At 60.8% G+C, this 21,048-nt stretch carries 19 protein-coding genes; 6 read left to right on the plus strand and 13 right to left on the minus strand.

The genetic code is table 11. The features are described from left to right. Window positions 1-15: 15 nt before the first annotated feature. Both rhaI and ggt read left to right on the plus strand, forming a co-directional pair. Window positions 16-1,308, plus strand: coding sequence for an L-rhamnose catabolism isomerase (rhaI, locus tag ACLGL5_RS11090; protein WP_069090983.1), 1,293 nt, complete (start codon window positions 16-18; stop codon window positions 1,306-1,308). Between the two features lie 99 nt (window positions 1,309-1,407). Next, a complete protein-coding gene (gene ggt / locus ACLGL5_RS11095; protein ID WP_069090984.1) occupies window positions 1,408-3,147 on the plus strand; it encodes a gamma-glutamyltransferase in 1,740 nt (579 codons plus the stop codon). A 45-nt stretch (window positions 3,148-3,192) separates the two neighbouring features. On the opposite strand, the gene ACLGL5_RS11100 is transcribed toward ggt, so the two are convergent. From ACLGL5_RS11100 to ACLGL5_RS11125, 6 genes are all read right to left on the minus strand, one after another. Next, entirely contained in the window at window positions 3,193-3,537 is a 345-nt protein-coding gene (locus ACLGL5_RS11100; protein WP_010913447.1) for a hypothetical protein, read from the minus strand. A gap of 380 nt (window positions 3,538-3,917) precedes the next feature. After that, window positions 3,918-4,337, minus strand: a complete 420-nt coding sequence (locus tag ACLGL5_RS11105) for a hypothetical protein (protein WP_027047748.1) — start codon at window positions 4,335-4,337, stop codon at window positions 3,918-3,920. Window positions 4,338-4,659: 322 nt separating this feature from the next. Then, window positions 4,660-5,100 carry a hypothetical protein gene (locus ACLGL5_RS11110; protein ID WP_027047749.1) on the minus strand — a complete coding sequence of 147 codons (441 nt, stop codon included), beginning with the start codon at window positions 5,098-5,100 and terminating at the stop codon, window positions 4,660-4,662. Between the two features lie 178 nt (window positions 5,101-5,278). Beyond that, on the minus strand, window positions 5,279-6,103 hold the full coding sequence (locus ACLGL5_RS11115) for an alpha/beta hydrolase (protein WP_064982374.1): 825 nt from the start codon (window positions 6,101-6,103) through the stop codon (window positions 5,279-5,281). A 10-nt stretch (window positions 6,104-6,113) separates the two neighbouring features. Continuing rightward, window positions 6,114-7,601 (minus strand): NAD-dependent succinate-semialdehyde dehydrogenase, encoded by a 1,488-nt coding sequence (locus ACLGL5_RS11120; protein ID WP_069090985.1) that lies wholly within the window; start codon window positions 7,599-7,601, stop codon window positions 6,114-6,116. Window positions 7,602-7,617: 16 nt separating this feature from the next. Then, on the minus strand, window positions 7,618-8,844 hold the full coding sequence (locus tag ACLGL5_RS11125; protein ID WP_069090986.1) for an iron-containing alcohol dehydrogenase: 1,227 nt from the start codon (window positions 8,842-8,844) through the stop codon (window positions 7,618-7,620). A 203-nt stretch (window positions 8,845-9,047) separates the two neighbouring features. Between ACLGL5_RS11125 and ACLGL5_RS11130 the strand changes: the two genes are divergently transcribed. Continuing rightward, window positions 9,048-9,749 carry a GntR family transcriptional regulator gene (locus ACLGL5_RS11130; protein WP_069090987.1) on the plus strand — a complete coding sequence of 234 codons (702 nt, stop codon included), beginning with the start codon at window positions 9,048-9,050 and terminating at the stop codon, window positions 9,747-9,749. Window positions 9,750-9,950: 201 nt separating this feature from the next. Then, on the plus strand, window positions 9,951-10,544 hold the full coding sequence (locus ACLGL5_RS11135) for a DJ-1/PfpI family protein (protein ID WP_069090988.1): 594 nt from the start codon (window positions 9,951-9,953) through the stop codon (window positions 10,542-10,544). 426 nt (window positions 10,545-10,970) lie between these two features. On the opposite strand, the gene ACLGL5_RS11140 is transcribed toward ACLGL5_RS11135, so the two are convergent. Together ACLGL5_RS11140 and ACLGL5_RS11145 are read right to left on the minus strand one after the other, a co-directional pair. Continuing rightward, a complete protein-coding gene (locus ACLGL5_RS11140; RefSeq protein WP_167470462.1) occupies window positions 10,971-11,165 on the minus strand; it encodes a hypothetical protein in 195 nt (64 codons plus the stop codon). 42 nt (window positions 11,166-11,207) lie between these two features. Next, the gene (locus tag ACLGL5_RS11145; protein ID WP_019863198.1) at window positions 11,208-11,945 is read right to left on the minus strand and encodes a hypothetical protein; all 738 of its coding nucleotides are present in this window, start codon (window positions 11,943-11,945) and stop codon (window positions 11,208-11,210) included. Between the two features lie 1,081 nt (window positions 11,946-13,026). Here ACLGL5_RS11145 and ACLGL5_RS11150 point away from each other — a divergent pair. Beyond that, window positions 13,027-13,815, plus strand: coding sequence for an NYN domain-containing protein (locus ACLGL5_RS11150; RefSeq protein WP_210184867.1), 789 nt, complete (start codon window positions 13,027-13,029; stop codon window positions 13,813-13,815). A 254-nt stretch (window positions 13,816-14,069) separates the two neighbouring features. Here the strand turns inward: ACLGL5_RS11150 and ACLGL5_RS11155 are convergent, their stop codons facing one another. Next, complete coding sequence (locus tag ACLGL5_RS11155) at window positions 14,070-15,896, minus strand: anti-phage protein Upx-like protein (RefSeq protein WP_069090991.1); 1,827 nt, start codon at window positions 15,894-15,896, stop codon at window positions 14,070-14,072. 377 nt (window positions 15,897-16,273) lie between these two features. Here ACLGL5_RS11155 and ACLGL5_RS11160 point away from each other — a divergent pair, with 377 nt between their 5' ends. Next, entirely contained in the window at window positions 16,274-17,029 is a 756-nt protein-coding gene (locus ACLGL5_RS11160) for a DUF1889 family protein (protein WP_069090992.1), read from the plus strand. A 266-nt stretch (window positions 17,030-17,295) separates the two neighbouring features. On the opposite strand, the gene ACLGL5_RS11165 is transcribed toward ACLGL5_RS11160, so the two are convergent. From ACLGL5_RS11165 to ACLGL5_RS11180, 4 genes are all read right to left on the minus strand, one after another. Then, the gene (locus ACLGL5_RS11165; RefSeq protein WP_069090993.1) at window positions 17,296-18,381 is read right to left on the minus strand and encodes a hypothetical protein; all 1,086 of its coding nucleotides are present in this window, start codon (window positions 18,379-18,381) and stop codon (window positions 17,296-17,298) included. A gap of 130 nt (window positions 18,382-18,511) precedes the next feature. Beyond that, window positions 18,512-19,645 (minus strand): DUF4238 domain-containing protein, encoded by a 1,134-nt coding sequence (locus ACLGL5_RS11170; protein ID WP_069090994.1) that lies wholly within the window; start codon window positions 19,643-19,645, stop codon window positions 18,512-18,514. A 172-nt stretch (window positions 19,646-19,817) separates the two neighbouring features. Beyond that, window positions 19,818-20,441: a 3'-5' exonuclease gene (locus tag ACLGL5_RS11175; RefSeq protein WP_245307025.1), complete on the minus strand. Its 624-nt coding sequence runs from the start codon at window positions 20,439-20,441 to the stop codon at window positions 19,818-19,820. Between the two features lie 145 nt (window positions 20,442-20,586). Next, window positions 20,587-21,024 (minus strand): UvrD-helicase domain-containing protein, encoded by a 438-nt coding sequence (locus tag ACLGL5_RS11180; protein WP_171903240.1) that lies wholly within the window; start codon window positions 21,022-21,024, stop codon window positions 20,587-20,589. Between the last annotated feature and the right edge of the window lie 24 nt (window positions 21,025-21,048).

The following is a 21,048-nucleotide window of genomic DNA, read 5'->3' on the forward strand; positions in this document are numbered from 1 at the left end:
GGGAGGAACCAGTACTTGTCCGAAACCATCATTTCCGCCGAAATCGTCGAAAAAGACAACACCGCGCGCAAGCCCGACCTCAAGCGCGACTACGCCTCGCTCGGCGAACGTCTCGACCGCCGCGGCATCGCCATCGACGCCATCCGCGACAAGGTCGAGAAATTCGCCGTGGCCATCCCCTCATGGGGCGTCGGCACCGGCGGCACGCGCTTTGCCCGCTTTCCCGGCGCCGGCGAGCCGCGCGATATTTTCGACAAGATCGAGGATTGCGCCGTCATCAGCCAGTTGACGCAGGCGACGCCGACCGTCTCCCTGCACATTCCATGGGACAAGGCCGATCCGAACCGGCTGAAGCAGGCGGCCTCGCGCTTCGGCCTCGGCTTCGATGCCATGAACTCCAACACATTCTCCGATGCCAGGGACCAGAAACTCTCTTACAAGTTCGGCTCGCTGTCGCATGCCGACGCAGGCACCCGCCGGCAGGCGGTAGAGCACAATCTCGAATGCATCGAGATCGGCAAGACGCTGGGCTCCAAGGCGCTGACGGTGTGGATCGGTGACGGCTCGAACTTTCCCGGCCAGGTCAATTTCGCCAAAGCCTTCGAGCGCTACCTCGATGCCATGAAGGAGGTTTATGCCGGGCTGCCCGCCGACTGGAAACTGTTCACCGAACACAAGATGTACGAGCCGGCCTTCTATTCCACGGTCGTGCAGGACTGGGGCACCAACTACCTGATCGCCAAGGAATTGGGCGACAGGGCCTTCTGCCTGGTCGACCTCGGCCACCACGCGCCCAACGTCAACATCGAGATGATCGTGTCGCGGCTGATCCAGTTCAAGAAGCTCGGCGGCTTCCACTTCAACGATTCGAAATATGGCGACGACGATCTCGACGCCGGTTCGATCGATCCTTACCGGCTGTTCCTGGTCTTCAACGAACTGGTCGATGCCGAACTGTCCGGCGCCGAGGGTTTCGATCCGGCCCACATGCTCGACCAGAGCCACAACGTCACCGATCCGATTGAAAGCCTGATGCTCTCGGCGGTCGAGGTGCAGCGCGCCTATGCGCAGGCGTTGCTGGTCGACCGCAAGGCGCTAGAAGGTTTTCAGGACGGCAATGACGCGCTGATGGCGACGCAGACGCTGAAGGCGGCCTACCGCACCGATGTCGAGCCGATCCTGGCCATGGCGCGGCTGAAAACCGGAGGCGCCATCGATCCGGTCGCCGCCTACCGGGCAGCGGGCTACCGCGCCAAGGTCGCGGCCGAACGCCCGGCTGTCGCCGGCGGCTCGGGCGGAATTGTCTGACACGCCTGACATCGGAATTGATCCGCCTGGCCCATTGTTGAAGGTGGACTCGGCCGCAGCGACGGGCTCTTCTAGGTGTCGCCGCCAGGAGAACCCGCCATGCACGTCACCCGTCGGATACTGATCGCCGCCAGTCTTTCCATCGCCTTTGCCCTCGCACCATTGACCAGCGTCCTTGCGGCGTCGCCGGTGCCGGCCAAGGGCGAGCACGGCATGGTGGTGACGGCCCAGCATCTGGCGTCGGAAGTCGGCGTCGAGGTCCTGAAGAAGGGCGGCAATGCCATCGATGCGGCGGTCGCCGTCGGCTATGCGCTGGCCGTCGTCTACCCCAATGCCGGCAACATTGGCGGCGGTGGCTTCATGACCATCCGTTTCGCCGATGGCAAATCGACCTTCCTCGATTTCCGCGAGCGCGCGCCGTTGGCCGCGACCAAGACCATGTATCTCGACAAGGATGGCAACCCGGTGAAGGGCGCCAGCCTCGACGGCTATCTCGCCGTCGGCGTGCCGGGCTCGGTGGCCGGTTTCGAAATGGCGCGCGAAAAATATGGCACACTCTCAAGACAAGAGCTGATGGCGCCGGCTATTCGCTATGCCAAGGACGGGTTCATTCTCAATCAGGGCGACGCCGCCTCGTTCGCCGGCAACGCTGAAAGGTTGGCGAAGGATCCGGCGGCGGCCGCCGCCTTCCTGAAACCCGATGGCAAGCCCTTTGGCATTGGCGAGCGGCTCACCCAACCAGACCTTGCCGCCTCGCTCTCGGCGATATCCGAGAAAGGCCCCGACGCCTTCTACAAGGGCGCCATCGCCGACGCCATCGTCAAGGCGAGTGGCGCCAAGGGCGGCATCCTGGCCAAGCAGGATTTCGAGCAATATGCGGTGCGCGAACTGAAACCGGTCACCTGCTCCTATCGCGGCTATGAGATCACGTCCTCGCCGCCGCCAAGCTCCGGTGGCGTCATCATCTGCGAAATCCTCAACGTGCTGGAAGGCTACCCGCTGTCCTATCTCGGCGCCGGTTCGGCCGAGACCGTGCATGTCATGGTCGAGGCGATGCGCCATGCCTATGTCGACCGCAACTCCGCGCTCGGCGACCCCGATTTCGTCGACAATCCGGTCTCGAAACTGCTGGATAAAGCCTACGCCAAGGACATCCGCGACAAGATCGACCCATTCCGCGCCGGCGTGTCGCAGGACCTGATGCCGAAAGGCTTTGGCGAATCGAAGGAGACGACGCACTATTCCATCATCGACAAGGACGGCAACGCGGTCGCCGTGACCTACACGCTGAACGGCTCCTTCGGCGCCGGCGTCGTCGCCGACCGCACCGGCATCCTGCTCAACAACGAGATGGACGATTTCACCCAGAAGCCGGGCGTCCCTAACCTCTACGGCCTGGTCCAGGGCGAGGCCAATGCCATTCAGCCGAAGAAGACGCCGCTGTCATCGATGAGCCCGACCATCGTGGCCAAGGACGGCAAGCCGTTCATGGTCATCGGCAGCCCCGGCGGCTCGCGCATCATCACCATCACGCTGGAAGCGATCGTCAACGTCATCGACCACGGCATGAACATCCAGGAGGCGATCGACGCGCCGCGCATCCACCATCAATGGCTGCCCGATAAGGTCTATGTCGAGCCGTTCGGCCTGTCGCCGGACACCGAAAGGCTGCTGGCCGGCATGGGCTACCACCTTGATCTCGGCGACCAGACCTGGGGCCAGGCGGCCGGCATTTTGGTCGGCGGCAAAAGCCTCGCGGAAATCGGGAAAGGCGGCGGCGCGCGCTACAATGGCGCCATCGACAGCCGGGCGGCCTCTGGCGAGGCGCTCGGATATTGATGCCGGGGTGGACCCTCGGACAGGGTCGCGGCCCGGCAAGAACCGTCAGGTAACCAGTGTGATGGTCGATGCGATCAGCATCAGGGCGGCGATGCCGACGAACAGCGCGTAGATGCGCGGCCGGTCAAGCAGAAGCGCGTTTCCGGAGATCCAGGCCGATGTGGCGCCGCCAAGCGCGAAGAGGAACCCGTTGCGATGGCCGAAGGTCATCGACGCGGCCATCAGCCCGCCGATGATCAGGGCGCCGAACACGATGATCACGGCGACCGCGTATTTCTCGAAATCATTGTTGCCGATCCCTGGTCCGATCGCATTCAGATTGGGCAGGTCGTCCGGATCGAAAGGGTTCGCCGACCCATATTCGTCTTGACCGATCGATTCTCGCATCATTCGTTCTCCGCAGACCGGCAACAAACCATCAACACTTGCCGAGTGCAACCCGATCGCACGTCCCTCTCTGTGTCGACCGTCACCTTCAACACGTTCCGGCGGCGCTTGTCACCGGTTTTCCGGCTGCCTGGGTCGAATGCAACACGTGTCCGCGTTCGGATGGCGCGCCACCATCCTATTCTATTTGGACCGAGTTCGCGGGGAAAAGATGATGCCGAGCGTCAATTTCAGTGCCGCAACGCCCTGCGCGACTGCGGCGGGGAGTCGCAGCGCTGGGCGTGAGGCGAGTAATTTTTGACTGGGAAGGCGTTCGCGGTGCGGGAAGGAATACCGCCCCTTGCTGAACGCCTGCCTCGGTAGGATGGTGGCACTTCGCGCCCTCATTCCTGCGAAGGGGGGGCGCTCAATCGACGATAGGGCACGCCGTCGAAGCTTGCCGTCACAAAATCCGTGACGGACATCTTGCGCTTGCGTCCGTCGCTGCAGGCGTAAACCGGCCAACCGGCATCGCTGCATTCGCTGGCAGCGCAGATACGCGCTAGGCAGTTACCGATCGTCAATCGGAAGCCGCCCTTGCCGGCGAAGCCTTGCAACAAGCTGCCGTCCGCCGAGCGCCAGGTCCGCGCACGGAATTCCGCCCGCAAAAGCAATGGTTCGAGAGAGACCGCAAGATTGGTTTCGCCGGCACGTCCTGCGAACTGCAGACGGAAGCGCGCCATTGCAGTCGTGTATGCGGTCACAACATCCGATTCGCGAAGATAGGAGACCGGCAGGTTGGAGCGGTCAAGCAGATGAGACATGCGCTCGCTGGCCTCCACCGGCATCAGCAAGGCAACAAGGATAAAAAGGGCGAAGCAAGCTCGCGACATTTTCCAGCAGCCATATCGATCTCGGCCTGCCGGTTTGGCCCCGGTTGCCCCCAGTAACATCCCGCCAATCGTCGCCCCGTGCAAGCCGCTTGCTGAGGCAGTCCAAGGCGGCCGGGTGTGCAATTCGCACGGCCACCGAGTTAAAGCGCTTGGAGCCGAAGAGGTGACCCGCATCGACGAATCTGCGCGGGCAATGGCGAGGTATACTCGGCGTTTGCGGCAAGGAGGAACACATGCCGCCAGCCAGGGTTCCTTAGCTGGCGCGGGCCGGCGGCAGCTCAAACAGGTTGGCGCCGTTCTCCTGGCCGCGCTCGACATAACCGATAATGCCGAACCATCGGGCGACGTCAGGCCCCTGCAGCCAGCTGCGCGAGTGGATGGGAAGGTTGCCGGCGAGCGCCTGGATGTGCCTGATATGCCGCTTGCAGAAGCGCACGGTCGAGGCGCGGAAGAAGTCCTCCTGCGCGGCAAACAGCGTATCGGCGGCGTCGCTGTTCTCATGCCAGGCGATGATCGCCACGGCCTTCTCGCCCTCGACCAGCGCGTGCGCCCGGCCTTCCTTCAGATTCATCATCAGATTGTCGTAGGCGATCTTGCTGTCCTTGCCGGCCGCCGCGTACTCCTCCGACATCCGCTTGGAGAGGCCATGAAACACATCCTCGAGATCCCCGAGCGTTGCTGCGCGTGCTCTCATTTCACCTCCTGCAGCCCCGGCAGGGAGTTTGCCCTAAGGGTGGGGGATCACCAAGCAAATCGAATCCGCTGATTGGCCAATGAGAGCAAAGCTGTTTCGCTCGGCGAGTCGCCTGGTCGCGCAACAGGGCCAAGTCCTGAGGTTGCGGAAAACCGCTCACACTTTTCCTGGAATTGCTCTAGACGAGGGTTGTTTCAATCGTCTGCATCAGGCAATCGCCAGCCTGCGTGCCGACGATGCCCAGATCCCGTACGCTGTTCATATGGTTCCGGTCATTCAGGCGGAGGTCGCGGACACCGTGCCCCTGCGCGCGCAAGAGTGTTCCGAAGTCGGCCGCTTGCTGGTGGAAGGGTTGCGTTTCCTGGTCCCCGACGAGAATGGTCACTGCCGTCTTCGGGTCATGCCGCCGCGTCATTGGCGTGAAGGCAGCTGCCTCCTCGTCGGTGATGCCGATCAACGGCTCGAGGAAGGATCTCCGCAGAGGCTTCAGGTCGTAAAGGCCGCCCAGCAGCAGCGCCGCACGGATGCGTGATGGCATTGGCGTCTTCTCGAACAGGAATGTGGCCAGGTGCGCTCCGGCTGAATGGCCGCTGACGCTTATCCGGGCGGGATCGCCGCCATGGTCGACGATGTTGTCCAGCACCCATTGTTTGGCGCGCCGGACCTGTTCCACGATCGCCGCCATTCTGAACTCGGGCATTAGCGCATAATCGACGATGACGGCGATCGCGCCGGCTTTGGTGACTGTGTTCGCCACATAGGAATAGTCGCCCCTTGAAAACATGCGCCAGTAGCCGCCGTGGATGAAAATATGAACCGGAATATTCTTGCGCCCGACCGGGGGAAAGAACAGGTCGAGCCTCTCGGCCGCGCCGTTGCCATAGGCGACATTAGCCACCATGGGCAGCGTCGCCCGGGTAGCGGTGCTGCGCGCCACGATATCGGCCACGATGTCATCGAAGTCGGCAACGTGATCGCGGGTGCGGAAGGGGTCTTTCTGCATGGATGCCCGATCAGAAGGTAACGGCGATATACTTCGCCTCCATGAACTCGGCGATGCCGTGGTGCTGGCCGCCCTCGCGACCCAGGCCGCTCTGCTTGACGCCACCGAAGGGCGCCGCAGGGTCCGACATCAGCCCCCGATTGAGGCCGATCATGCCGGCCTCGATCCTCGATGCCACCCGCAATCCTCGGCCCACATCGCGCGTATAGATATAGGCGGCAAGGCCGTATTCCGTGTTGTTGGCGTGCATGATGACTTCGGCCTCGGTCTCGAATCGCGTGATGGGCGCTACCGGCCCGAAGATCTCCTCATGCGCCATGTCGGCATCGGGCGAAACCTGCGACAGGACCGTCGGCGGATAAAAGAAGCCTTCCTCTTCCGGGATCGAGCCGCCGCAAAGTACCTTGGCTCCCCGGGCCACGGCGTCATTGACAAGGCGGTCGATCTTGGCGACCGCCTTTCTGGTGATCATCGGCCCGCACTCGGTATCCGCACTCATGCCTGGTCCGACCTTGAGAGCTGCCATGCGCTTGCGAAGGCCGTCGGCGAACGCATCATGAATGCCCGACTGGACATAGATGCGGTTGGCGGCTGTACAGGCTTCGCCGGCATTGCGCATCTTCGCGATCATGGCGCCATCGAGCGCGGCATCGAGGTCGGCATCGTCGAAGACGACGAAGGGTGCATTGCCGCCGAGTTCCATCGAGCAGGAGACTACATGCTTGGCGGCTTCGCAAAGCAAGGTTCGTCCGACGCCCGTCGAGCCGGTGAAAGAGAGCTTCCTGACGCGCGGATCGGCCAGCATGGCCGATGTCAGCGGACCGGGACTGGTCGTGGTGAGCACGTTGACCACGCCGGCCGGAACGCCGGCCTCGCCGTAGAGCGCGGCCAGCGCATAGGCCGTCAGCGGCGTTTCGCTGGCCGGCTTCAGGATCACCGTGCAACCGGCCGCCAATGCCGGCGCGATCTTTCGTGTCGCCATCGCGGCCGGAAAATTCCAGGGCGTGATCAGCACGCAGATGCCGATCGGCTCATAGTCGACCACGATGCGGTTGGTGCCGGATGGCGCGGTGCCGAACTCGCCGGTGATCCGAACCGCTTCTTCCGCGTTCCAGCGGAAGAACTCGGCGGCGTACGCAACCTCGCCGCGCGCGTCGCGCAGAGCCTTGCCGTTTTCGAGCGAGATCAGCATGGCGAGCGTTTCCGACCGCTCGACCATGAGTTCGAAACAGCGCCTGAGGATTTCCGAGCGCTTGCGCGGCGCCGTCTCCCGCCATCCCGTCGCCGCCTTGGCTGCCGCATCGACCGCGGCCAGGGCATCCTCGAGCGTCGCGTCGGGGACCGCTGCAATAACAGACCCCGACGAAGGATCGACGACGTCAATGACCCGGCCGTCGGAAGATGGTCGCCATCTGCCGTCGATGTACAGTCCGTGCGAAAAGCCGCGAACATCATAGTCGTCCTGGTCGATCCACAGCGCATTGGGAGGAAGGTTCATGGTCTTGTTCCGTGGATTACATGGCGCAGGCTGCGAGGTCGCCGTCATGGGCGGCCTGGACCAGGCGTCGCATGGCAGTGACATCGAAGGGGCGCGGGTTGTTCTTGATCAGACGGTCGATGCCGAGCGCCTGATCGGCGGTCCAGTCGAGCTTGTCGGCGGGAAGGCCGAGATCGGCCAGGGTCGGCGTGATGCCGATCGTCGCGAATAGCCGCCGGATTTCCCCGATGGTGGCATCCGCCATCTCCTCGGCGCTCCGCCCCTTGGCTTCGAGGCCAAGCGCGGCGCCGATCTCGGCCATCTCGGCGGCGACCACGCGGCTGTTGTAGGTCATGACGTAGGGCATCATCGTCGCCACGCCCAATCCGTGCGCGGTGTGGGTGAGGGCGCCCGCAGGATATTGCACGGCATGCGCCGCCGCCGTGCCGGCGGTGCCGAATGCGCAGCCCGCCGCCAGCGCGCCCATCATCACATCGGCGCGCGCATCGGCATCGGTGCCATCGGTGCAGGCTTTCTCCAGGCTGCGGCCCAGCAGCTCTATGGCCAGCAGGGCGAAATGGTCGGTCAGCGCGGTCTTGCCGATGAAGACATGCTGTTGCGCCAGGCTGGGGTCCTCGCCGCGCCGCTTCGCGGTGAAGGCCTCGATCGCATGGGTCAAGGCATCCGCGCCGGCTATCGCGGTCAGGGCAGGGGGGCATGTCATCGTCAGTTCGGGGTCGCACAAGGCAACCGCGGCGATCAGATAGGGGCTCGATATGCCGACCTTGAGCGTCCGGTCCGGATCGGAGATCACCGCGACGGGCGTCACTTCGGAACCGGTGCCCGCTGTCGTGGGCACGGCGATCAGCGGCAGCGTCGGGCCGGGCACCTTGAACTCCCCATAATACTCCTGAAGTGTGCCGCCGTGGCTGAGCAGCAAGTCAGCGCATTTGGCGAAATCGAGGCAGCTGCCGCCGCCGATGCCGATCACCATCTCGGGCCGGAATTTCTCCGCCTCCTCGACGCAAATGCTGACGCTGTCGCGCGGCACGTCGGGAAGCACGCGGTCATGCACCAGCACCTCGATCGAGGCGGCCTGGAGCGATTTGACGATTTCCGCGAACACCGCCGTGCCGGCGAAACGCTCGTCGGTGCAGACCAGGGCGCGCCGGCCGAACCTGCCGGCGACTGTCGGCAGCGCATGGCGCTGGCGTTTCCCGAAAAGGATTTCACGCGGAAGCCGGAGGGCGGCGAAGAGGCTCATGATGATCTTTTGTCCTTTGAAGGCGGCTGAACTGGCTAGGGTTCTCGCTACGGATCCGCCATCTGTCCGCAACCGCGCCAGGACACCCTGTAGCACCCATGCAACGGCCCGACAGACATATCCGCTTTAAAATCGTATAGGATATAGGATTGCATCGGCTGGAGCATCGTGTTAGCAGTCCGCACTGTCAAGAGGCAAAAAAGATGCAGATCGCGAACTCAGCCGACACGACCGAAACGACCGCCGGCGGCGGTCGCATCCAGCGCTCCAACAGCCTGGTCGAGGATGTCTACGAAGCGATCTTCGCGCAGCTGATGGCGCTGAAGATCGCGCCGGGTTCGCGCATCACCGTCGACAGCCTGGTCAAGGAATTCAACGTCTCGCACACGCCGATCCGCGAGGCGCTCGGCCGCCTCGAAGGCGAAGGCCTGGTGCTCAAGACGCACCTGATCGGCTATCGTGCGGCACCGCAAATCACACGGCGCCGCTTCGACGAACTGTACGAGATGCGCCTTCTGCTTGAGCCGCATGCCGCAGCGAAAGCCGCCGCTGCCATGGACGAAGCCAAGCTCAGCATTTTGCTGGAAGCAGCCGGCGTGATGTCACGGCGCGAAGGCAAGGACGATCGCCTGCGTTATTCGAATTTCGCCCGGCAGGACGCGATCTTCCACGACAAGATCATGGAGTTTTCGCAAAACGAACTCATTCGGCAGACGTTGAGCCACCAGCATACCCACTTCCATATCTTCCGCCTGATGTATCATGCCCGCGTGACCGAGGAAGCGCTCGACGAACACGAGGCGATCCTCGCCGCATTCGGCGCGGCCGATCCCGACGCCGCCCACAAGGCGATGCGCCTCCATATCGAGCATTCGCGCGATCGCTTGCTTCCGGCCTTCGATTGAGGTCGGACCCGATGTCCATTTCCGCCAATATCGCCGGAGAGGGAGGAAGCACGCTGCCTACTGGTGGCGTGCCGGGCGCCGTCGAACCGGTGCTGCGCGCCGAGCGCTCATTTCCAGGCCCCGCCGTTCTGATCCGATCCGATTTCGAAGACAGGCGAGGCGCGATCCACACCTCGCCCAGCCCCAACAGGAGGAAGAGCCATGCCAGGCAAGAAAATACTGATGCTGACCGGTGAGTTCACCGAGGAATACGAAATCTTCGTCTATCAGCAGGCGATGGAGGCGGTGGGCCACACGGTTCATGTGGTATGCCCCGACAAGAACGCAGGAGACATGATCAAGACCTCGCTGCACGACTTCGAGGGCGACCAGACCTACACCGAAAAGCTTGGCCACTATGCGCTGATCAACAAGACGTTTTCGGACGCCGAAAGACAGCTCGACCAGTATCATGCGGTCTACTGCGCAGGCGGCCGAGGGCCGGAATACATTCGTACCGACAAGCGCGTGCAGGCGATCGTGCGCCATTTCCACGAGACCAAAAAGCCGATCTTCACGATTTGCCACGGCGTCCAGATTCTGATCGCGGTCGATGGCGTCGTGCGCGGCAAGAAGGTCGGGGCTCTCGCGGCTTGCGAGCCGGAGGTGACGCTTGCCGGCGGCACTTACATCGACCTGTCTCCCACCGATGCCTATGTGGACGGGACGATGGTGTCCGCCAAGGGTTGGACGGCGCTTGCCGCGTTCATCCGCGAATGCTTGAAGGTGCTGGGAACCGAAATCCGCCACGCTTGACGCCAATGGCCGGCACGCCAGCGTGCCGGCCATTCCCAAGGAAAGAGCAGAGCGCCTTCCCTTGGGAATGGCGTCAAAACGAAGAGTTAGAGCAGGTTGCCGTTTCCGTGAAACCGTGAATGGCGCCAGGATCGGCAACGGCCGCACGGGGCGTGACAAAGGGCCGGCGTGCCGAAGCGACGAAGCCGGGGGTCAAGTCCGTCCCGGCGCTCGTGATTGACGGCGCCGTCTATCACATCAACCACGGCGCTGACATCTCGATCCTGCGACTGGTGCCGGCGGGATATCGCTCCCCAGTGGCCTCAATTCCGGCGCTGTTTTTGCCGGTATCAGCATTTATAACAGCACAGACTTTTCCGCCGCCAATTTTGGCGCCACTGCGTTTAACCAGTCTCCGCCGTCGGGCTTCTCTGCATGGGGGTAGCTTCAGACCACTCCGGGGTGAAGGATCTGGCCAATGTCGACAGTTGGCGGTCGCGGCTGATCGTGCCCTGTTCCTTTGAGCAATACACTGCCGGCCACCGCGGCAAGGATGGCAAGGCTCGCCAGCACAATGCCAAGCCGATCGCTTTTTGGCGCAGCTTTCACAGCGTGAATCAAGTCTTCGAACGTGTCATCCATCAGCGGATGCTAAACGAGGATCACGCAATAGACCGTTAGCGGCTAAAGCAGAATGCCCAGCGCCGGCTGAAGAAACAGATGGCAGCCAACCGAAGCAATCTCGGCAGTCAGGAAACCGAAGCGCCAGAACAGCCATGCCCAAATGACGCCTGGGACGACGTAGCGCAAAGCCTCGTAGGTGAGCACCAGCGGCGATATCGGGCCCGGTAAGAACGCCGTCACGTTCATCCCAATGTTGAGCGCCTGGGTTGCGACCATGACGGCTAGGATGGCGATCGGTGCCATCTCCCTTGCTCCTACCCTCGTCAGCTTCGAAAGCAGGCAAAGGGCGGTCGCGAATACGAACAGGCGATAGATCACATTCTCGTTGAACGCGCGGAGCATGAAATAGGCAAAGCGCTCACCCAGCGGCATTTGCTCGAAAAATTGCGCATAGGATTCCGGGACAACGCTTCGAAATAGATAGCAGTCGATGCAGACTACATAGCCGGCAACCAGGATGGCACCAATCGCCCCGATCAATGCTGATCGAGCCGATGCGGTCAGACGTAGGCCGACTTGGCTCGCTGACCAAGCGCCGATCATCACGAGGGCGGCCATAAGCATGACGCGTAGAACTGGAGATCCGAACGTGACGGCGACGAAGCCAACGTCGAATGGCGCAATAGCCGCGATGACCAGGCTGACGGTCAAGATGATCGCGAGCGGCAGATTGAGCCGCTGCCCTGCGATCCCCCCATCGATCAGGATGGCTGACCCCTGTTGCTGGACTTGGCCCACAGTCCCACTCTCCCCGCCGGAAGAATGCTTTCATTGGCGAAAAGAGTCCAGAGAGCGTTAGTTGGGGCTAATGTGACTACAGCCGGAGATCACCACGGCCGGAACATTCTTCGCCGGGTGAAGTTTCGAATCTGCCTTGGTTTTGATCCCCGTGGGCCAAGGCCGGAGGCTGCCTCCATCAGCTTCCTCAGCCCGCCTCGGACGGGGGCAAAACTGTCTGGGGCGGGCTTCGTTGAGCCTTGCCTATAAGCGGAGACTTATGCAATTTACGCGGCGTTCTCACGGCAAGGGCGCGCGGCATGCTGGCTCGGACCGATCACCATCCCTGCGACATCTATGCCATCGCTCGCACATGCGGCGCCAGCGCGGCAATGTCCGCCGGTAGGCGCTTTCGGAACCAGTACACCCCAGTCTTACGATGTTTGACAGGACGGCCCATAGCAAGGACCATGTGTAACACCCGTGTGTAGCACTCGGGCAGGCCTAAGCATATAATTTTGCTAGTTTTTCAGCTGCGTCAACACCTTACAAAGGAAATGGTGCCCAGAGGCGGATTCCAAGTAAATGAAATCTGGTTTTGCTTTCAAATGTTTGTGGTTCGCATAGCCACGGCACCTACCAACAGGACTACCAACAAAATATTTCTGTGGATTAGTTTGGTTCCCAAACCTCGCTCTGCACGCTACGACGCCGGCATACCTGCACCTTATCTCACAAGCCGATAGCGGTTGCTACTTGGGGTGGCCCAGTTCGTCCCCCCTCAATGACATCCCATGATGCGGGGGGTCGAGTTGGGAGACCGCTACATCGCGAGACCCACTATCGAAGAAGCACTCTTCTGCTATCGCCGACGCTCTGCATAGCCCGTAACGTCGCCGAAGATCGATCGAAATTAAGTGGCAGGGCCCCCGACGGTCTCGATAAGCCAATTGCTCCTCACGGCGCACCGGAGGGCGCTGCTTGAACCACAATCGTGCGCACATCGCACATAGATGCTATCAATGAAGATGCGCAGTGAGGGCGAACAATCGAATGGAAAAATGAGGACCGCTCACGAACCACATCTGATCGGCGAATCGCCTTGCTCATCGATGCGGACAATGTATCCCACGGCAAGATCGCAGCGATACTGGCGGAACTTTCAAAATACGGCACGGCCAATATCCGCCGCGCCTATGGCGATTGGGCAAGCGCCAATCTCAGGAATTGGAAAGACAAGCTGCACCATTTTGCAATTCGGCCCATTCAACAGTTCACCTATTCGGCCGGCAAAAACGCCACCGATATTGCGCTTGTGATCGATGCAATGGAGCTTCTCTACACGCAAAAGCTTGACGCTTTCTGTTTGGCTTCCAGCGACGCCGATTTCACACCACTAGTGATGCAGTTGAAGGCCAATGGACACGAAGTCTACGGATTTGGGGAACGCAAAACGCCCACTCCGTTCATCAATGCCTGCACGACTTTCCTCTACCTCGATAGCCTGGACGATGCTGAGCAACCGACAACTCCTGAACCCCCCGGCGCGAAACCAAAGACCAAAGCGGAATCGGCGGCCAAATCTAAAACGCCCGCCGAAAAGTCCGCTGACAAGCGAACGGGCAAATCTCTGTCGCAAGATACGATCCTTGTGACGATCCTGCGTGGCGCTGTGGAAGCCACGGCGCAAGATGATGGATGGGCAGCTATGTCATCGGCAGGAAGCGCAGCGAAACGACAGGCGCCCATCGATCCACGAAACTATGGAGTGAAGAACTTTCCGGCACTCTTCGCGGCGACTGGCCTTTTCGACATAATGAAGATGGAGAATGGGCAGAGCTACGTCGCAGACAAGCGGAACAAGGACCGCTCACCACAGCCGAGCCGATAGGGGTAAGAAATTCCATCATTGCCGTTGATGGCAAAGGCGCCGGCGGGCGCTTTTCTTGCCTTCTAACGCCCGTACCAACGACAGGCCGGAGCTTACATCTCTCCTCTGGGTATCGCAGGCCGGTTGCCATCGAGAAGCGCCGCAAGCTGATGCGAGCATGGGCTGACTACCTCAACCCGGTCAAAGCCGAGAATGTGGTGCCTATTCACAAACGTGTCGCTGTATCAGATTTTCGTCGCCCGCCCCGAAGCGGCTTAGGGGTGCGTCTCCCGCGGGCGACTCGATGAGGAGGTTAGTCGCGACCCTATCTCAAGCGCGTCCCCGCAACCAATTCCATCATAAATCGATAACCGTCTCGATCTGATCGAGACGGCTGTTTGTTCGATTGGCACGCAATCGAGCAAGTTAGGACGCCTACACCACCAACGCCGCGAGCCGGACTCGAAGACGCCTTGCGGCCACTGGCCATCGGGCCTGGCATCGACCATGTAGAAGGGCCTGCTTCGATCCTCGACAAACATCGAGTGCTCACCGCGTCGAACCGGGCGCCACTCTCCACTCGGATGCAGCGCCATGTGCGCATCCCACTGTGTCAACGCCTCATGCCGAACGTCTCTGAGGCTGTTCTGCCGAATCCAGACAAGCGCCGATTCGGCGCCCAACTCTCGCGGCAGCGATGCGTGGGGTACGAGGTGCCCGCCCAGTTCACGAGCCCACCCGACCAAATTGACCAGTCCGTTGAAGTTGTGAAGGCCGACACCGAGCCCTTCAAGTCGATCGCTGGCCTCGAGGATCCGCCAAAGTGACAACGCCTTGAAATCAGGTAGCCAGGACAGTGTCAGCAGGTCGGGAGCACTGATCATCTCGGTGCGCCAGCCTTCGCGCGGGGTGTCGAGAACAAAGTCAGGTACGCCACGGCCTATGCCGCAGAGGATGACCAGGGTCAGGCCGCCGACATAATCGGGTCTTGATTTCGCCGCTTCCCAGGACTGCTGTACCCAGTGATCGACGAGTTTGTCCCAGTCTCCGTGAGAAGGAAAGAAGCCGAGAACACCATCCCCGGTGAACCCCTGCAGATCGTCGGCGACAAAGATCAAGTTGAGATAAAGGCCATGGTCGATCTCCATCATCGCCGCGGCCGCAAGCCCGCCGGGAGCACCGCGGAACTCGACTGAGACCGAACGCTCGTCGAGAATCTGCGTGCTGGAAAAGAGCGAGCCGTAGTTTCCGGCCAGGGCGGCCGCAAGCGGGCGCAGGGCATCGTCATGCTGGATGTTCTCGATGACGAACCGCGTGATGGCGGTGCCGGTCGATGTCGGCAGGATGAAATAGAGTGCGTCTTGGCCGAGGATGAGCGGGAAACGCTCCAGCAGCGAGTGTCCAATTCTTTCGGCCCGCAGCCGACCGAGCAGGCTGGACCGAAATCCAAAGGGGACCAGGTCGTCCAGGTCAATACCGAGGGCCTGGACCTCCTCCCGTGAGAGACGTACCAGTCGCCTGGCACCGCCACTCCCCGACCGCACGCCTCGCGGCAAGGCCTTGATCGGCATCTCCGGACCCAGTTGGTTTCGCTCCAATCCGGCGCGGCGACAGATCTCATCGGAAAGGCGAAGGAGTGCGAGCACCGAACTGCGAAGAGAGCCGATCAGGCCGCCGTCGCTCAGGCCCTCGAGCGTGCTGACAAGCCGCTGGAGATAGAATCCGCCAGACTCCCACGTCCCGGTCAGCATGCGAAAGTTACCGAAAGCGGTACCGATATTATGCACCGCAACCTCTTCACTGGGGTCTTCCCTCAGGCCCACAAAGGTCTCGGACATCGCGTTGAATGCAAGTTCCACGATCCGGTCGTCGGGCTTCTTTGTTCCCTCGGCTGTCAGCAGGGCGAGGTGAACCAGCACCTCGAGGCGATGGCTATTGCCCAATAGCTCCGGACGGGTCAGTAGGGCTCCGAATGTCGCGGCCAACCGCAGTCGATCATAGGGCGCAAAGGCTGCCGCGAGCGACTTATGCTCCGCGAGGAGCTTCTCGATGGACACACTGCCGATGGAGAACACGTCGTCATGGTCGACGTCGTCTGTCACGATGCGCCCTCCGTCACCCGCCACTCTTACAGTTGTGCTGGATGGATCGACAACGGCAAACTGGTTTGTTCCCACCCACTGCAATGATAGTCGGCTGCTCGAGCGCGTGACCGGACCTGCAGGAGCACCGGCTCAAGGAGCCGCCTCACGAGGCATGGAGCTTGCCCGCTCCCAAAGCCAGCTAACCGCCTCTCCATAGCAGATCGCCAGCCACTCCCACGCCATTCCAGAGATGAGACGTTCACCTGAAATAATAATGCTGCGGCGATGATAATGTAGAGTGACGCCTTGGATGCGACAAATCCCAACAAATGCTTTACTCAGAAGTGAATTTCTGAAATTCTTGGCTCCCTACTTAATATCGTAATGGGCATATTATGACCAATATCGTTCGTGTTCTCATCCCACTTGACAGCCAGCAAGAACAGACTTTCGGCCTGGCACTGGCTTACGCGGAGCAGATCGCCAAGGCTGTCGGGGTTTCGGACGTCATTCTGCTCACTCACACCAGGGGGCAGCTCGATGGCACGAGTCTGTCTCGCTTCCTGGGCCCTGCGGCGTCCAAGGCCCTGGACAAAGGAAAGGCGGTCAATTTGTCCTGGGGTGGCAAGATACACGCCGAGACAATGAAAACCTTGAGGTACCAAGCCCGGAGTTCGGTGGTCATCGCTTACTACGCAAATGAGTCGCTTCTCGATTTCGTCGATGGCCTCCACGGCGTCGCTGGCGCTGTGGCCGTGCCCTGGGTGCCTGGCGAGGCTGATGGGTGGGCAGCGCGATGGAGCGCCCATGTTCATGGACAGGAGAAGCAACCGCCTAGAGTGTTGATCGACGATCCAGTTGTGGTTCGAGCGTTGGAGACGTTGACCAAAATGATCAATCTGTCGACTGGCCTAGGACATCCCCGTGACAAGCAGATGGCCAACGAGATCTTGCGCATCCTGCGGGCCAAAGGGCACGGCGATCCCTCCGGCACCATCAAATCATGGGCTATCCGCCACAACTGGAGCCCGAGTGCGGCGTCCGATTTGGAAGCGCTCGCAAAGAAGGTCTGGTCTTTAAAGACCAAACCCAGCTTATCGGGTTTCCACGACCCGGACGGACGCTATGATCGCTGGAACGCAGGCAGCTAGAGGTATGACGCCGAGCTTGTCTCAAGACGATGTCCGCCGACATGCTGGCGCGTGAGCATGACGGAGCAGACTCCGTCAATGAAGACCCAAAGCGATGGATTCCGGGCCCTGCAGATAAACCAGCAAGCATGCGCTGCAATTCCTTGAGAGGGTGCGTCTACTCTAACGCCGATATCTGGGCTGGAAGCGCCCACAAAGGGCGTGTATCAGCCGGTCGGTCGTCAGATATCCGCTTTCGAGCTTGCCGAAACACGAGCGGCCGATCTTTACCGGCCCGGTGCTGCTCGATGGAATAGGCACGTGGCCTTCGCCGGCGAAATGGTCCTAGGTGTCGGTTGTGGCTGTTGCGTTGGGCCGGACCACCAGACTTGATCTCCAGTCTCTGCTTCTAGCAACCTGAGCAAGGCCCCATTGGCAGGATCGCGGAGAAACACGCGATAGCCTTCTGCAATGTTCCCCGGCAACTGCGTTGAGTTAGCGAGGCTGAACAAAAGGGCTGAGCAGGCGTCGATCGTGCCCGAGACGATGTGTGCTATCCAGGGCTTCAACGAGACGATGTTCTCGTTGAAATAGTGCTCTGCCTTCCATGGGAAATCAGCAAAAGGTCGCGTTGTGGGAAAGACACAAAAGCCCTTCTCCGTAACGAAGAGTCCATCCGTGCGCGAGATGCCGTGGATGATGCCGTCGCGCAACTCGCGCAGCCTCGAGAAGAACGGCTCATAGTCCAGATAGGTCTGCGCCAAGGATTGTGGCAGAGCGTAGTCAGCAACTAGATCTGCGGGCGTGCGAGCCACCTTCGCGCGATAGAGCACCTTTGCAAAACTCGTTGGCAGAGGATGCCTACGCCTTATGGCCTCGGCCTCGGGGTCGAGTGAAACCATGTGATTGTTCCAGCAGCGCGAAAGGGCCTCTTGCGTCAGGTCGAACACCGATCTCGCAACGATGAGGATGTACTCAAGCTCACTCCGCACGAAGGAACTGACCAGCGTGCCCTCGGTGTCTTTTGCGTGCGCGTGAAAGTGCTCGAGCTTGGCCGCACTGGCAGCCATTAGATGAAAATCGTCGGCGATCGCATGGATCAACGGCACAACATCTGGAAAACTCGCGCGCTGCCATAATATCTCGAAGAGGCTGAACCACAGGTCTTCGTCGCGGGCTGCGCTTTTGCCCCAATAGGCCGAATGGGCGGCGTCAACCGGATGCATCTCCATCAACGTGCCATCGGCGGTCGGGATCCAGAGGTGCCAGGATCCGTCTTCCCAAAGCGCCATCATGTTGATGGCCCGGCCGTTCAAGGCTTCGACGTTGAGATGCCGCAGCTTTTTCAGCTCGGAGAGCTTTGCTATCTCCATCAGGAAATCCCGTTTGAGAGATACAACGTGTGGTTATCATGGGCATGCTTTGGCGCAAAATGCCGCCCTTGGCCTGTCAGTGATACCGCGACGGGCGGATTGATCCCTGACGGCGCTTCCATTAATCCGGTCATTCGGGAGCCGGGTCCGCGTGGCTCGATGCGGCGGCCATCCTGGCCTCGAGGCGTGCGGCCTTCTCGGGCGTATCGATATATTGGGAGAGCGTCGGACGGGGGCCAAAAACATCGTGGCAGATGATTTGCACCTCTTTCCCAAGCCGGCGCACTCTTGTGGTGATGGTCGGCACCAACGCGCCAAGGGCGCGGATCAAATCATCGCTCGAGCGATCCTGGCCGATCGTCATGCGATAGGAAAACTGCGCAATCGTCCGATTAAGTTGCCGCACTTTGCGGCTGTCGGAGATGTCGCGGTGGCGCGAGATCGTGTTCACCGGCCTACGTTTGCTAGAGCCGCGCACGAGCATGTGAGCCGAAACCGGGAAGATCAGCTCGATCTCGCCGGAATGCTCGTAAGAGGTGCGCGCATGGAGCGGCTGACGTGGATCATAGCTGCAGACCGGATTGTCCGATGTGAGGAAAGGCGTGCTTGTCTTGTTGTGAAGCACCTCGAAGCCGAGGCGGAAACAGAGGTCGCCGAAATTTTTGAACTCGCCCTTCATCGCCAGAAGCGTCTCGTGTGGGTTGACGCCTACGGGCACGGTGTCGAACTGGCCCGAATAGCGCTCGAGCTGCGGGGGAAGGAGACCCAGTTTCTCGCCGATCTTGTGCTCGCAGCGAATCTTGGCCTCGATCATCAGCGCGTGTCGATCTCGCGTCGCCGGAACGCGCGCACGCATGATCGTTTGCATTCCAAGCACGTTGAAGGAGATGGCTGGTGACAGGCGGCGTGCCGCGAGCGCCCGCACCGTCTCCGGCCATACGGTCTCGATTGTGTTCCACAAATCCTCGAAACGGTGGTTGTCGTGGTCACCTCCGGGAAGCTTCTGGGAATAGTAGTCTCGCTCGAATCCGATGGCCCGGGGATTCATCGGCGGCAGAGGGTTACCAGGCGCCTCGCAAAGGTAGACTTGCACTCTGCCGCTATCATCCGCGAAGCCGTCCATATAGACGGCCGAAATGAAGTGATGCCGGCGGTTGGTCCGGTTGATGTCACCCCCCGACGGATTGAGCATGCTGAACGGCCGCACGTCGCCATCGGCAGGCACATTGCCCCATGCGCCGAAATATCTAGGCGATTTCGTCATCCGCACGTCCGGCCTTCTCCTGACGTCGCATTTCATCTGATTCCGAGGATCATCGCTACTGGCGCTTCCAGGCTGGCGCCTTAGTCTGCCATGCACTCCCTTGCAGGGAGCTCGAACATTCATCGACCAAGGTCACGGCGTTTTCCGACGCTAAGCAATTTCTAGAGTGCCGCTACGAGCGCGGTGGAGGAGTGCGTCGCCCACGGACTACGGTTGCGGGCTCAGCGTGTTCGCAATCGGGGAACTGATTGCATCCACGAAACATCGATCCGTCTTTGTTGCGCCGCTCAACCAATTGGCCGACGAGGCAAGCTGGGCACTGACTTAGTGCTGCTCCCTCAATCGTCTCGAAGCGGACTTCGTCACCGGCAATTTCGCAAAGCTCTTGGATATAGCGGGATGGCTGACGGCGATTGGTGATCATGTAGACGCCTCGGCTGGCGCGCGTCAGCGCCACGTAGAACAGACGTCGTTCTTCCGCATAGGCAAAGGTTTCGGGGCGGGGATTGACCAGGTTCAGCAGCTCATCGTCCTCGATGCGGCTAGGTACGCCGTAGTTACCCTCGCTGACATCAAGCAGAACCGTATAGTCGGCCTCTAGGCCCTTGGCGCGGTGAAACGACAGCCCGGCCACTTCAATATTGGCAAAGGACGGCGGTCTTCCTTCGAAAGGATCGAGGACGTTGTACCGCCACAAAACCAGAACCTTAAGCTTGTCGCGTTTTTGGTCGCGCCACCGGCTGGCAATGCCCCCCAGAGCGCCATCAAGCCGTTCGAGCAGGCGATGACATGCCACCGCAAAGTCTGGCTTGTCGCGTTTATCATCGATGGGAATGACGCGGATTGATCGCGAGACGGCTGGGCGCGTCGAGCGGACGGACTTCTTGATCTGTTCAGGATTGCGCTGGACGAACTTAGCGGCTGTCTCGGCAATAAGCTGGTTACAGCGACGTCTGCTCCAAGCGCCCCTGCCAACTAGTCCCGAAGTTCGCTTCGAACCGTGTAAAGATCGTGATGTCCGATCCGGCAAAGCGATAGATCGACTGCCAGTCGTCTCCGACCGCGAACACCTTGCTGAACGCTTTCTGCTGTTTGAGCGCCTTGATGAGGTTAGCGCGCGGCTCGGAAATGTCCTGAAACTCGTCCACGAGAATGAGGGAATAGGGGCTTCGATATCGGCCAGTCTCGACCAGCCGCACCGCATCCGCGATCATCGAATCGAAATCGATCCACCTGGTTTTCTCGAGCTTTCGGGAATACCCTTGAGTGATCAGCCAGACCGCGCGCGCGAACAGCCTCGCACGCTCCTTGTCGTGCAAGGTCTCGGCACGTTCGAGCAGCATGTCGAGCGTGAGGTGGCTGGCACGTATGTGCTTCAAGCAGGTGGATATCAGCTGGTGATA

This window comes from Mesorhizobium sp. U510, assembly GCF_059180695.1.

Bases quoted from the DNA above. Each gene is read 5' to 3' on its own strand.
- ggt (WP_069090984.1), top strand. From the start codon at position 1,408: ATGCACGTCACCCGTCGGATACTGATCGCCGCCAGTCTTTCCATCGCC.
- ACLGL5_RS11100 (WP_010913447.1), bottom strand. From the start codon at position 3,537: ATGATGCGAGAATCGATCGGTCAAGACGAATATGGGTCGGCGAACCCT.
- ACLGL5_RS11105 (WP_027047748.1), bottom strand. From the start codon at position 4,337: ATGTCTCATCTGCTTGACCGCTCCAACCTGCCGGTCTCCTATCTTCGC.
- ACLGL5_RS11110 (WP_027047749.1), bottom strand. From the start codon at position 5,100: ATGAGAGCACGCGCAGCAACGCTCGGGGATCTCGAGGATGTGTTTCAT.
- ACLGL5_RS11115 (WP_064982374.1), bottom strand. From the start codon at position 6,103: ATGCAGAAAGACCCCTTCCGCACCCGCGATCACGTTGCCGACTTCGAT.
- ACLGL5_RS11120 (WP_069090985.1), bottom strand. From the start codon at position 7,601: ATGAACCTTCCTCCCAATGCGCTGTGGATCGACCAGGACGACTATGAT.
- ACLGL5_RS11125 (WP_069090986.1), bottom strand. From the start codon at position 8,844: ATGAGCCTCTTCGCCGCCCTCCGGCTTCCGCGTGAAATCCTTTTCGGG.
- ACLGL5_RS11130 (WP_069090987.1), top strand. From the start codon at position 9,048: ATGCAGATCGCGAACTCAGCCGACACGACCGAAACGACCGCCGGCGGC.
- ACLGL5_RS11135 (WP_069090988.1), top strand. From the start codon at position 9,951: ATGCCAGGCAAGAAAATACTGATGCTGACCGGTGAGTTCACCGAGGAA.
- ACLGL5_RS11140 (WP_167470462.1), bottom strand. From the start codon at position 11,165: ATGGATGACACGTTCGAAGACTTGATTCACGCTGTGAAAGCTGCGCCA.
- ACLGL5_RS11160 (WP_069090992.1), top strand. From the start codon at position 16,274: ATGACCAATATCGTTCGTGTTCTCATCCCACTTGACAGCCAGCAAGAA.
- ACLGL5_RS11165 (WP_069090993.1), bottom strand. From the start codon at position 18,381: ATGGAGATAGCAAAGCTCTCCGAGCTGAAAAAGCTGCGGCATCTCAAC.
- ACLGL5_RS11170 (WP_069090994.1), bottom strand. From the start codon at position 19,645: ATGACGAAATCGCCTAGATATTTCGGCGCATGGGGCAATGTGCCTGCC.